The sequence below is a fragment of the Sutcliffiella horikoshii genome (genome assembly GCF_019931755.1).
In the GTDB taxonomy this organism is placed as follows: domain Bacteria; phylum Bacillota; class Bacilli; order Bacillales; family Bacillaceae_I; genus Sutcliffiella_A; species Sutcliffiella_A horikoshii_E.
Genome location: NZ_CP082918.1, coordinates 3,871,726 through 3,884,494, shown reverse-complemented (window position 1 = coordinate 3,884,494; position 12,769 = coordinate 3,871,726). Strand labels below are relative to the sequence as shown.

The window sequence follows — 12,769 nt, the reverse complement described above, 5'->3', positions numbered from 1 at the left end:
GATGAATAAAAAAATAGCATTAATCCCAATTGATGCAAGGCCTGTTACGAGGGAACTTCCTAAACAGATTGCCCGCATAGGCGGATGGGAAGTTCAATTGCCAGATAAAGAAATACTCGGTTTTTTGAAAAAACCGGGCAACATAAATAGCTTAAGTGATTGGCTTTTAAAGGTAGCACCGGAAGTTGATGGGTTCGTACTTTCAACAGATATGCTCGCTTATGGTGGACTTGTTCCGTCCCGAATTAATTCAGATGAAATGCAAGTTATTTTCAAGCGAATAGAACTAATCCTTCACTTGAAAAAGATCTATCCTGAAAAACCTATCATGGCTTTTAGTGCAACCATGCGCATTTCCAATAACTATGTTAATGAAGAAGAGAAAGAGTATTGGGAAGATTACGGAGAGGAAATTTGGCAGTATTCCTATCATACTCATCGCTATGTAAGAACAGAATGTGAAGAATCTAAGGGTAAAGTAGAGAAGTTGTCTGCTGTTATTCCCCCTGACATTTTACGAGATTATCTACAAACCCGAGAAAGAAACTTCCAAGTAAATCTCTCTTTATTAGATTTGGTGGAAAATGGAACAATAGATGTGCTCGTATTTCCACAGGACGATACGTCCGAATACGGATTAAATATTGAAGAGCAGGAAAGTCTAACTGATTTTGTACGTAAACGGCAGCTATCTTCCAAAGTCTTTATTTACCCAGGAGCAGATGAAGTGGCGAATACACTCATCTCCCGCCTTATCTACAAACTGGAAAAAGTGGCACCACCTACTTTCTTCCCTGTTTATAGTGGAGAAACAGGCTCCCATGTTCATGCAATGTATGAGGACAGGCCGATATGTGAATCAGTAAAGGGGCAAGTTTTCGCATTTGGAAGCTATACAGTAGACAATGCGAATGATGCTGATATTGTCTTTGCTGTGAACGTACCAGGCAAGCAACAAGGCGACCTTGCATTGCAGAGATTTTTGGGTGAAGTAGATACTTCCCACCGAAACATCGGTGAATGGGTATCTAGGATTCACCATTATGTAAGAAAACAGAAGCTGGTCGCTATTGCGGATGTGGCTTATGCGAATGGAGCGGATCCCGCAATGCTTCCGAGACTTTTAGATGATGTAACTCTCTCCCACTTGAGCGGGTTTGGTGCTTGGAATACAGCAGGGAACACCATCGGAACAGTGGTTGCTCAATCTGCCATGCTTTATCTTCAAAAAGAAAAACCTACTATTCCTTATGAAGAAGTCCAAGAACATATGGAGGAACAAATAGTACTAAGACTTCTGGATGACTTTCTTTATCAGACGATTGTACGGCAGCAAGTGCGTAAAGCAGTCAATCTAGAAACCATCACAGATGAAACCCTTCTCCAAGAGGTAGTGTTCAGATTCAACGAAGAGGCAAAAGTCTTTTTAGAAAAATACTCCTTAGATTATGAAATAAAAGATATTTACTTGCCTTGGAACCGAACTTTTGAAATAGGAATCCGTTTAGCAAAAGAAGGAGCCAACTAGGGTGAGTTTGAGAATAGGAGTGGACTTAGGAGGGACAAATCTTCGGGTCGCATTAGTTCAAGAGGATGGAAAAATAATCAGGGACTTGGAACGGAAAACAGAAGCGGAAAAAGGTCCGGAATACATCATAGGCATGATGGTGGAAATGATTCGCGATATAAAGGGGAGAGAGTTCGTTAAAGGTGTCGGTATAGGTTGCCCAGGTCCACTTGATCCAAGAACAGGCGTAATCTATAACCCTCCCAATCTACCCGGTTGGAATAGCATCCCTCTCGCAAGCATGTTGGAAAAGTCATTGAGTGAACAGGTTCGAGTTGATAATGATGCCAACGCAGCAGCTCTTGCGGAAGCCAAATTTGGAGCAGGTGTTGGGGCGGAAAGTGTCTATTATATAACGGTTAGTACAGGAATTGGCGGCGGATTCGTTTTGGATGGAAGTTTGTTTCAGGGTGCAACAGGCTACGCAGGTGAAATCGGGAATATGATTATACTTCCTGGAGGGCCTACACATAATAGTTTAAATGCTGGAGCACTGGAAAGCTTAGCAAGTGGGACAGCCATTGGGATGGCAGGGAGAAAAGCTGGAATTGCCGAGGGAGCGGAAGAAGTATTTCGACTAGCTTCGATAGGAGATATAACCGCCCAAGGTATTATCAATGATGCTATAAACTACTTGTCTATTGGGATAGCGAATCTTGTTCATTCCGTAAATCCCTCCATTTTTGTTTTGGGGGGCGGGGTGATGAAAGCCGAAAGTCAGGTACTCGACCCTTTAAAAGAAAAGGTGAAAAGCTATGTATATCCTAGACTAAGGGATACAATCACAATCGTTCCCGCCTCTCTTGGTTCTAAAGCCGGAGTGATTGGGGCCGCGTTTTTAATCAATTGAAGGACAATACTATCACACTTCATTTAAGGAGGTGATTCATTCTCAATACATTCAAGTGGGAGAAAGTGATTTTTTCGCAGCATCTGTCATTGGTAATGGTCAGACTAAGAATGCAAAGGGGAGAAGATTGAGGATGAAAAAAAGTATTAAGAAGGCGAAGCTGTTCATCATCAGTGCATTGGTTTTGGCGCTGATCTTAACTGGGTATCCTATCCAACAACAAACTAGTGCAGCATTGGCACAAGATCTTGTAAAAGCGGCAAATGGGGAAACGCATGTCATTTTTGATTACAACACTTTAAGAGGCGCTGATCAACTTATCATCTATACACCTGAATTTGGAACAAGTACAAAGAATAATCGGTGGGGAGTTGAAGTAGTCGTAGAGGATGGGATGATAACAGAAGTTCGTGACGGAACTGTCGTAGATCTTTCTAACGCACCGATCCCTGAGAATGGTTTTGTTGTCTCCGCTCATGGTACGGCAAGAGCTTGGGTGATGGCGAATCTGAAGGAAGGCGAAACCGTCGAAATCTTAAAGGATGTTATCGCAGATCCTGTGAGAACATCCACTTACTCTATAAATAAGTTAGATCCACAAGCACCATACGAATTCCCGGGCGGGCGTGGGGCAGATGAACTAGTTGTCTATACATCTGCATACGGGAAGGAACGCACCGGTACAAACCAATATGGTGCAGAATTTATTGTTCGCAATGGAATTGTTGTAGAAATGTCTGGTAGCAACAGTCTCATCCCAGAAGATGGATTCGTTGTGTCCGGTCATGGAGCTGCACAAAAATGGATACTTGAAAACACACAAGTAGGGGCAGAAGTAACCTTCAACCCTGAGACGATGAAAATCACTTCGCGTATTGATGCAAGCGCATACATACGTGCGGCAGAACTTGTCATGGAAAAAGCTTCTGCTCAAATTGAGGCAGCAGAAACAAACTTCTTAGACGTTCCAATTGAGGAAGCAAAGGCATCACTAAAAGAAGCAGAAGAATCATTGAAAATTGCAGAAAAAGCATTCGTTGATGAGGACTGGCAACGTACGATTGACTATTCGGATCTCGCAACCCAACAGGCAAACAAGGCAGGATTCCAAACAGTGGAGTCAAAAGTAGTGGATGCACGTGGCGTTTGGCACCGTCCGACAGAAAGTAATCGCGAAGACATTATTGAAACGTTAGACAAGCTTGCAGACTCTAACTTTAACATTCTATTTTTAGAAACGTTTTTCCACGGCTACACTATCTATCCAAGTGAAATTGCTGAACAAAATCCGAACTTCGTAGGTTGGGATCCATTGGAAGTCTTTATTGAGGAAGGAAAGAAACGCGGCATTGAAGTACATGCGTGGGTTCACACCTTCTTTGTTGGGCATGAGTCCTTAAATCCTCCTGGCCCTATTTTGACGGAGCATCCTGAGTGGGCAGCAGTGGACCGTGAGGGGCGGATTCCTTCCGTAAAAGAGGTTGGATATTACTATCTTAACCCTGCATTACCAGCAGTTCGCGATCATCTATCAAGTATATTTAACGAAATGGTTACCACACATGAGGTGGATGGACTTCATCTTGATTACATCCGCTATCCAGTCAGCCTTCCGATTGAAAATGGGTACAGCTATGATGAATACAGCCGAAATGAATTCAAGAAGGTTTCTGGAGTCGATCCATTGGATATCACACCTGCAGACGCAGAGCTTTGGGAAGAATGGAATGTATGGAGACAAAATCAAATATCTACTTTTGTAGAAAGAATTCACGGCGAAGTGAAGGAAGTTGACGAATCGTTAGAACTATCGACTGCGGTGTTCCCAGAAGTGTCAGATGCCATCGATCAAAAGTTTCAAAACTGGGTGGAATGGGTTAGTGCAGGATACATGGATTTCATTACTCCGATGATTTATGCAGTGGATACCAACTATGTACAACGTACTACAAACGAATTCATGGAGCGCTTCCAGCAACCGGTTTTATCCTATATTGGTCTAGCACCATTCGTAGGTTTCTCCGATGAACTCTTAGTGGATCAGGTAAAAGCAATGAATGAGACAGACGCTGCAGGACAGGTTCAATTCGCGCTTCACTCGCTAAGAGAAGAGCATTTTGAAGCTTTAAAAGCAGGCCCACAGCGCAAGGAAGCTTTCTTACCTCATGCTGACCCAATGCATGCGGCTGAATTGGTTATTAAAGACACAAAACGTAAAATTGCCGATATTTATATACCGAGGGATGGAGTGGACCATTCTGCCGTTAGAGCGTTGGAACAGCAGTTCATAAATCTGGAAAGAGCTGTAGGTAAAGGTGACATTTCAGAAATAAATGGAAAAATTGCAGAAGTGCAGGACTTTCTTGTGGATCGTGAGAAGCATATCCATCCAGCAGTCTCCAATCATCTTCTAAAAGATCTTGATCAGCTTAAACAGCTTATGGACTTTGCACAATTCAAGCAGCAATAAAAGTAGCTGGTGGCGGGTAGACCTGTCACCAGCTTCGTACATAGAGGAGTGAGTAGATGAAAGCGGATATTATTGTGGTTGGCGGTGGCCTTGGTGGATGTACCGCAGCACTAGCGGCAGCTAAAAGAGGGCAAAACGTCATCTTGACCGAAGAGACAGATTGGATTGGGGGCCAACTTACAAGCCAGGCAGTTCCACCGGATGAACATAAATGGATTGAACAGTTCGGTTGCACAGCTAGTTATCGTAACTTTCGTAACCGAGTACGAGACTATTACAAGAGAAACTACCCTCTAAAAGAAGAAGCTATTGCAAATGAGATGTTGAATCCCGGAAACGGCTGGGTCAGTAGACTTTGCCATGAACCGAGAGTGGCCTTGGCGGTTTTGGAGGAAATGCTTGCTCCTTATGTGGGTAGCGGCAGAATAACTATTCTACTTAACTATCAGGTAGAAAATGCTGATGTTGATCAGGATACAGTCCGGTCGGTTGAAGTAAAGCATGTTTTGACAGGGAATACACTCGTTCTAACAGGTGATATCTTCCTAGATGCCACCGAATGCGGGGATTTGTTGCCATTGGCTGGTGTGGAATATGTAACAGGGGCTGAAGCAAAAGAGGAAACGGGTGAACTGCATGCACCAGAAGAAGCACGTCCTCAAGATATGCAGCCTATCACACATGTCTTAGCAGTGGATTACATTGAAGGAGAAGACTTCACGATTGAAAAGCCTCTTCAATATGAAAAATGGAAAGAGTATCAGGCACCATTTTTACAACACAAACAATTGAGCTGGTTCGCACCTGATGCACATACAGGAGAATCTAAAGAGTTTGCCATGTTCCATCACGGCGAGCTTTGGGGACTGTGGGACTATCGCCGTATCATCGACCCCCTTCTGTTTAAAGAAGGAACTTTCCAAGGAGATATCACCTTGATTAATTGGCCACAAAATGATTACTGGCTCGGGTCCATTATCGATGTAGATCCTAATGACCGTCTACGCTATCTAGAAGAGGCCAAACAGTTAAGTTTATCTTTATTATATTGGTTGCAGACAGAGGCACCTCGTCCTGACGGCGCTAAAGGTTACCCGGGAGTACGACTCCGCCCAGATGTGTTAGGGACAGAGGATGGTTTAGCGAAATATCCTTATATCCGTGAATCACGGAGGATAAAGGCAGTGTTCACAGTAGTAGAAGAGCACATCAATGCAGAAACCAGAGGAAATAAAGGGATTGAAAGGTTTAAAGATTCAGTTGGTATCGGCTGTTATCGAATTGATCTTCACCCAACAACAGAAACCAACACTTTCTTTTATACAGAAAGCTACCCATTTGAAATCCCACTCGGTGCATTATTACCTATACGGGTGAAAAACCTGTTGCCAGCTTGTAAGAATATAGGGGCTACACATATCACCAACGGCTGTTTCCGTGTTCATCCAGTGGAATGGAACATAGGAGAATCAGCAGGCTATCTTGCGGCATTCTCTTTAGAGAAAGGGATCCTTCCGCGTGAAGTAAGGGAGAATGAAGGGCTGTTACGTGAGTTCCAAGAGATGTTAATAAAAGAGGGAATCGAGTTAAATTGGCCAGAAATTGGTGCAATTTAAGCTGATGGAGTGTCTACTACCTGTTATTTATGGTGAACTTTCATAAACTGATGAGGTGAACATAATGGTAAACAAGAAAGACGTTCTATTCCTCGAGCCAGTCTTCCAAGAGCGCATTTGGGGAGGAACCAAACTAGCTGAACATTTTGGATATGAGATTGCGTCCGAATTGACGGGCGAGTGCTGGGCGGTTTCTGGACATCCGAACGGACAAAGTATAGTTAAGAATGGTTCTTTTGCAGGTAAGCTGTTAGGTGAATTATATACGGAAGAAAAAGAGCTATTCGGAAATCATGAGAGTGACAGATTTCCACTGCTGACAAAAATCCTTGATGCGAAGCAAAATCTTTCCGTACAAGTACATCCCGATGACAAGTATGCAAATCAGAACGAAAACGGGGAGTTAGGAAAAACAGAATGTTGGTATGTGATAGATTGTGAGAGAGATTCAGAAATCATATTTGGTCATACTGCCGAAACAAAGAAGGAATTTGTCGAAAGGGTTAAAAGTGGAGATTGGGAGGGACTATTAACAAGAGTGAAGGTAAAGCCGGGTGATTTCTTTTACGTACCAAGCGGAACCATCCATGCTCTTTGCTCTGGTGTATTAATTCTAGAAACACAACAAAACTCAGATACGACCTATCGGGTTTATGATTATGATCGCAAGGACAAAGAGGGAAATACCCGGGAGTTGCATATCGAGAAATCCATCGAAGTCTCAACTATTCCTCATAAACCTGTTGATGTGGTTCATAAGGTTTCTAAATTAGATGCTGCTACCCTTACAACATTCGTGCAGGCAGAGTATTTTACAGTCTATAAATGGGATGTGGATGGAATATACTCTACGAAACATGATAAGCATTTCTTAATTGGAAGCGTGATTGCAGGATCGGGAGAAATTAAGGTGGATGGACGTTTTTACCCGCTCAAAAAGGGTGACCACTTTATCATACCATCAGGTGTTGAAGAGTTAACGGTTGGAGGTAAAGTTGAGATAATCATTTCTCATCCATAAAAATGAAAATCCGTGAGATAGGGTGCTTTTTATCTCACGGATTTTTTCGTTTGTAATGTTATATCATTCATATAATTCCCTATACACAATCGCCTTCAATGCCAGCAATTCCTCATCTGTCAATTTCTCTTCGAACGTTTCCATCAAATCTAGCACTTCCTCTTCCGTCATGCCATTGGCTGCTTGTGATTGAATCTGCTGCATTTCCTGAAAGCTGAGTTTTTGCATGACCATCCTTGTTGCTTCTTCACGTGTTTGAACTGGCAGCTTTTCAAGGTTCGCTCCTGCTCCTTCTGCAATATAGCTCTTTAAAGCAGGAGACCTGTCCACATACTTCCGAGCTATGGCCAAATCGTTATTTTCCACTAGATCTTTTTCTACGTATTCAACCGCCTGATCTTCGATGAATTTATTGAAAAAATAATAGCCTGCATATCCAAGTACCCCTAGGATGAGAGCTGTAACAAACAATCCTTTGAAAAATTTCACTTAGGACACCTTCTTTCTCTTTTACTATATAAAATTGGCGCATCAAAAAGCAAATTTTGAAAAGAGGTTTAGGGATTGGGAAAAACGGCTAAAGAATAAAAACAAATAACGACGAAAATCTATTTATATTAGAAAAAATTTCAAATTATCCTTGTAATTTTACTAGAAAATAGTAGAATTGTAGTATATTTTGTAATTAATTGGGCGGTGAAATTAAGATAATGAACGACTATAAAAATATTGATAGCAAAGACGAGATTATCAAAGTGCTTCAATATGCTTATCAACAAGGAACAGAGAGAGAAAATATCTCGATGATGGAACTTGTAAATGAAATGAAAGAAAAGCTGCAATTGCTTCTAAAATAAATATGATAGATTACTAGATAACACCTTCCCGTACACGTTTGGAGGTGTTTTTTGTTTTGGAAAAAGATGATTGGCTATGATATCCAGCCGTTGCTTTCCTCCATGAAAGAGAGAAATATGTTAGAATTAAACACGTTGTCTGTAAATCTCAAATGAGAACAGCTAGAAAAAACAAAAGGTTTAAGGTGATAGAATGATTGGAAGAAATGAACCATGTCCTTGTGGCAGTGGAAAGAAATATAAGAAGTGTTGTGAGAAAAAGCAAGATGGCCTGGATAAAGTGCTGGAATCAGAAGTGATGGGGCTTCAGGTTGATATGATGCGCTTTGCATATGAAAAATTTGCTAGTGAGCTTGAAACGGTCAGCTCCAAGTATCTACATAAATTTTCATTAGATGAGATGAAAGAAGAGGCATTTAACGAGTTGCTTCATCTCTGGTATATGTTCACGGTAAAGCGAGATAATGGTTTAACGATTGTGGAAGAGTTTGCAACAGTACAAGAGGGCAAGTTCTCCCGTCCGCAAGTAAAAGAGTGGGCAGAAAGCTGGCAAAAGGCATATCCATCTGTCTATAAGGTAGCGAATGTGCGCGGAGAGACCTACACGATGGAAGACATTTTTACAAAAGAGAAGGAAAAAGTCACTTACATCGGCAGAGAGGACAGCTTAAGCAAAAATGAGCTGGTAATTGGCATGTTTGTTCCTTTCAAGCAGGCAAAAGTCGTGTTCATGTCCACCTTTGAACGCGGGGTATTGGAAGCCATTCGTCTTGAAGAAAAGCTAGCCGAGGAGTTTGCCCAAGTGGATATTGATTCGGCCTATATTCGTGCACAATTCCCGGAACTTGCCGGTAAAATGGTAGAGTTTGAATTAAGTGAAGAGGATGTTCAGCAGCTACCTGTCCAAGATGAGGCGCAGGAGCGTGTATTGAACCTGTTTGCAGAAGGAGCGAAAAAGCGCGGATATCCGGAGAGGTTTTCAGAATTTGCTACTATGCTCTGGTCCATCTATTGCATGAAAGAGAGTCCGATGATCCGCAATGAGCAGAATTACGCTGCGGCATTGATTTACTTTTTAGACACTCATTTTATGAAAGAACAACAAGAAACACAAAAAGCACTTGCTGAAGAGTTTGGCATATCAGCAGGAAGTGTTTCATCCACGTTCCGTAAGCTGGATGAGGTATTACAGCCAGTTATCCAAACTTTTGAAGAAGATATCGAAGCAGCCTTACAGGGCGCTTAATAATGGAGTATGCATCCGATTTCCCCTTTTATGAAGGGGAGGTTGGGTGCTTTTTTAGTTGAAGAAGTAACCAATTTACTGCATAAATTTTCCGCGTATGCGCATGCTACTAGAAAAGTGTAACGAAATGGGAGGCATGAAAGATGCAGCGGTTTATGTTAGTTATTTGTGCGTTTTTAATAGGGTCGACACTATTCTTTTCCCCGCTTGATGTGACGGCAGCGCCAAAAGAAGAAGAGGTGGATTCCTACTTGAAGGAGATCGGTTGGACGAGGAAGGATCTTGATAAGTATTTGGCGTTTTATGAGGTTCGTTTGGAGGATTTCAAGGATATTGACCATCTGCGGGATGAGCTCGGAACTCCAATCAATGAGGAAAATCTCCTTGTCATGCTAGAAACTTACGAACTGACGAAAGAAGAACTGGAAGTCCTTTTGTCTCGTTTTGGAGAAAAGGTACAGGATTATACGTTCATTGAGGACTTAGAAATCGCGGTTGATTTTTATATGACCCATGAGGAAGAAGTCGCTCGCGCAGAGGATTTTCTAGTATCCATGGGATTTGAGGCAGAAGAAGCACGTCAGATTTTCCAGCATATTTTGAGTCTCCCGAAGGATGTATTGGCCGAAGAGCTTGAAAGATTGCAAGGGATGTTGAATGAAGAACCAAATTCCGTTGATAAAGTGTTCTCCCTTTGGACTGAATTCATGGAAGTTTTTCAGGTGGAGGCTGATCTTCATGTTGAAGATGGCAGCCGAGTGAAGGTGTCGCAGGAAGCACTTATGCAGCCTGGCTGGTTGGAAGGGAAAGAAGTTCATTTAGACCTGTTTGATGGAGAAGGTTCACTTCTTGCCTCGGCAGTAATGGATGAGCAAATTGTTTCGCCTTCCTATGTGCAGTCAACGGGAAAAGAGCTCATTCATTTGGGTCAGGTTGGTGTGAAAATGAGTGATGAGCTTTACAACAATAGAATGCCTGATACCGCTTCTGTTTATGGGCTGGGGATGCTTGTGGGATTGTGCTTGGTTGGATTGGCTGGTTTGATGCTTCTTGGTGCGAGAAAGGTCCGCAGGGCGTAGAGAATGCGGAAACGGTGTTGGACATTTGTCCTTTGGATTGTAATGGTAACTGGGGCTGCTTTGTTTGTTGGAAGCGGCCTTTTGTATTGGCAGGGAGTTTCGGCAGTGGAGGATAGGTCGGGGGCAGGGAGTATGGTGGAGAATAGAGAGGGGGAAGTAGCGGTTGGAGAGTTTGATGTGACAGAGCCTCTGCCTGTAAGTTTAGCTGCAGGGGAGGAAGTCGGAGAAATCTATTTTCCGGTTTTAGAAGTGAGTATTCCCGTGTTTCATGGTGTGTCGGAGGAAGAGCTCGCACGAGGAGTAGGGCATGTTCCAGGTACGCTTTTGCCTGGAGGCGGGGGGAATATTGTGCTGTCCGGGCATAGGGATACCGTATTTCGCCGGCTTGAGGAGCTTGAGGTGGGGGATAAGGTTGTGTTTGGGTTTGGTGGCGCAGCGTACACATATAAGATCAGCAGAATCAAGATTGTTGATAAAGAGGACACTTCGGTAGTGGTACCTAGGCCGCGGGAGGTATTGACGATTACAACTTGCTATCCATTTGGGTTTATTGGAAGAGCGCCAGAGCGGTATGTGTTGGAGGCGGAGTTTATTGGGGGGGAGATGGAATAGAAAAGGGTCAGACCCCTCTTTAGTGCATTAACGCACAGCGGGTCAGACCCCTCTTTATCACTTTATCAAACTAAACTAACCTCAACTTCACTTGCTCTTCTCAAGCACTGGTTTTTCTTTAACTTTATTCTTGAATGCTTCGACCAGTTTGTCTCCATTGTAGCCTTCATTGACTAGGCGTTCTAGCAGTTTTTCGTGGTAGTTGGAGTTTTTTCGGAAGAGCTCGCCTTCGAACAGGATGCTCATTTTGTCTTCCATCACAGCCACTTGGCGGACGACGGCCTCAAAGGATGCTGGATCATTCGTCGGTTTAGAAATGGTGGCTTGAACATGAAGCATTTCCTCATTATCACGGAATTCTTCATACTTTTCCGGCTCGCTCTTAGGCAGTAATGCTTCAATCAGCCAATTTTCTTTTCCGTACTCTCTATTGATAATCAATCCGTCTTGTAAATCCAGCTGTTCAACTTCTTCACCATGTACGAGGGATATTGCAACAAGTCTGAACGTTTTCATGATTTTCCTCCAACGGGTATATTTTCGATTCCTTGCAAGAACATGTACCAATATTTTGTCTTATTATAACATAAGCACAAGGAAAGATACCTTCCCCATATAGAAGGCTTGAAAAAAATCCCCAATATCCCTAATTTCATCTTTCGACAACTCCCAGACACTCTAAATCAGGATTTTCCCCTTAGAGCAAAATCTGATTTTACACCGAATAACCGCTATAAAACCTGAAAACCTCCATTTTACCTACGTTAAGTGAGCAGTTATGATAACGAAGCAACACGAATTTTGTAGAAAAAAGGAGGGAGAATCATGATTAATGAAGTAGTGCTGATTGGTCGGATGGTGAAGGATCCGGATCTGCGTTATACAGGTGATGGAACACCTGTTGCAAGCTTCAGACTTGCTGTTAATCGCAATTTCAAAAACCAGGAAGGTATCTATGAGGCTGACTTTGTCTCTTGCACGGCGTGGCGAGGTACTGCGGAAACCACGGCAAATTATTGCCGAAAAGGTGCACTTGTGGCAGTCACAGGCAGGATACAGACAAGTCGGTATGAATCTAAGGATGGGACGACGGTTTTTGTTACCGATGTGGTCGTGGACAATGTGCGTTTTCTTGAAAAAAAGAAGGAGGAAAAACGTTCTGCACCACCAATTCCACCGTATCCAGAAAAGCAGGACTCGACTACAAACCAAGCCCGTAATGAGGTGCAGAGTTGGGAGCAGTCCCCACCTCAGCAGCAGGAAAATAGGCAAATGGAAAATCACCAAAACTCGCCGCCTGCTACTCACGCTTCACAAAGGACATCAGAATTCCCGGACTTTCCGACACAAACGAAGACGCCTGAAAAGGTGGGAGTGTAGCTAAAAGTCATGCGAGGTCATCCCAATAACCAAGCAAAGTAACAAGCAATCTATATTACCAATAAAGCAAA

12 protein-coding genes are annotated in these 12,769 nt (G+C 42.9%); 10 read left to right on the top strand and 2 right to left on the bottom strand.

Annotated features, from left to right (window positions below):
- The first annotated feature begins 1 nt into the window (after window position 1).
- From K7887_RS19895 to manA, 5 genes are all read left to right on the top strand, one after another.
- Window positions 2-1,528, top strand: a complete 1,527-nt coding sequence (locus K7887_RS19895; protein ID WP_223491339.1) for a DUF4127 family protein — start codon at window positions 2-4, stop codon at window positions 1,526-1,528.
- Between the two features lies 1 nt (window position 1,529).
- Window positions 1,530-2,417, top strand: coding sequence for an ROK family protein (locus K7887_RS19890; RefSeq protein ID WP_223491338.1), 888 nt, complete (start codon window positions 1,530-1,532; stop codon window positions 2,415-2,417).
- Window positions 2,418-2,550: 133 nt separating this feature from the next.
- A complete protein-coding gene (locus tag K7887_RS19885; protein ID WP_223491337.1) occupies window positions 2,551-4,887 on the top strand; it encodes a family 10 glycosylhydrolase in 2,337 nt (778 codons plus the stop codon).
- A 56-nt stretch (window positions 4,888-4,943) separates the two neighbouring features.
- Entirely contained in the window at window positions 4,944-6,503 is a 1,560-nt protein-coding gene (locus tag K7887_RS19880) for an FAD-dependent oxidoreductase (RefSeq protein ID WP_223491336.1), read from the top strand.
- 64 nt (window positions 6,504-6,567) lie between these two features.
- Complete coding sequence (gene manA, locus K7887_RS19875; protein WP_223491335.1) at window positions 6,568-7,524, top strand: mannose-6-phosphate isomerase, class I; 957 nt, start codon at window positions 6,568-6,570, stop codon at window positions 7,522-7,524.
- Between the two features lie 63 nt (window positions 7,525-7,587).
- On the opposite strand, the gene K7887_RS19870 is transcribed toward manA, so the two are convergent.
- Window positions 7,588-8,013, bottom strand: coding sequence for a hypothetical protein (locus tag K7887_RS19870; protein ID WP_223491334.1), 426 nt, complete (start codon window positions 8,011-8,013; stop codon window positions 7,588-7,590).
- A gap of 221 nt (window positions 8,014-8,234) precedes the next feature.
- Between K7887_RS19870 and K7887_RS19865 the strand changes: the two genes are divergently transcribed.
- From K7887_RS19865 to K7887_RS19850, 4 genes are all read left to right on the top strand, one after another.
- The gene (locus K7887_RS19865; protein ID WP_223491333.1) at window positions 8,235-8,381 is read left to right on the top strand and encodes a YwzD family small protein; all 147 of its coding nucleotides are present in this window, start codon (window positions 8,235-8,237) and stop codon (window positions 8,379-8,381) included.
- A 193-nt stretch (window positions 8,382-8,574) separates the two neighbouring features.
- Window positions 8,575-9,627 (top strand): YecA family protein, encoded by a 1,053-nt coding sequence (locus K7887_RS19860; protein WP_223491332.1) that lies wholly within the window; start codon window positions 8,575-8,577, stop codon window positions 9,625-9,627.
- Between the two features lie 143 nt (window positions 9,628-9,770).
- Window positions 9,771-10,706 carry a processed acidic surface protein gene (locus K7887_RS19855; RefSeq protein WP_223491331.1) on the top strand — a complete coding sequence of 312 codons (936 nt, stop codon included), beginning with the start codon at window positions 9,771-9,773 and terminating at the stop codon, window positions 10,704-10,706.
- 3 nt (window positions 10,707-10,709) lie between these two features.
- Window positions 10,710-11,318, top strand: a complete 609-nt coding sequence (locus K7887_RS19850) for a class D sortase (RefSeq protein ID WP_223491330.1) — start codon at window positions 10,710-10,712, stop codon at window positions 11,316-11,318.
- Between the two features lie 87 nt (window positions 11,319-11,405).
- On the opposite strand, the gene K7887_RS19845 is transcribed toward K7887_RS19850, so the two are convergent.
- Window positions 11,406-11,834, bottom strand: a complete 429-nt coding sequence (locus K7887_RS19845; RefSeq protein WP_223491329.1) for a YwpF-like family protein — start codon at window positions 11,832-11,834, stop codon at window positions 11,406-11,408.
- Between the two features lie 309 nt (window positions 11,835-12,143).
- Here K7887_RS19845 and K7887_RS19840 point away from each other — a divergent pair, with 309 nt between their 5' ends.
- Window positions 12,144-12,698, top strand: coding sequence for a single-stranded DNA-binding protein (locus K7887_RS19840; RefSeq protein WP_223491328.1), 555 nt, complete (start codon window positions 12,144-12,146; stop codon window positions 12,696-12,698).
- Window positions 12,699-12,769 lie beyond the last annotated feature (71 nt).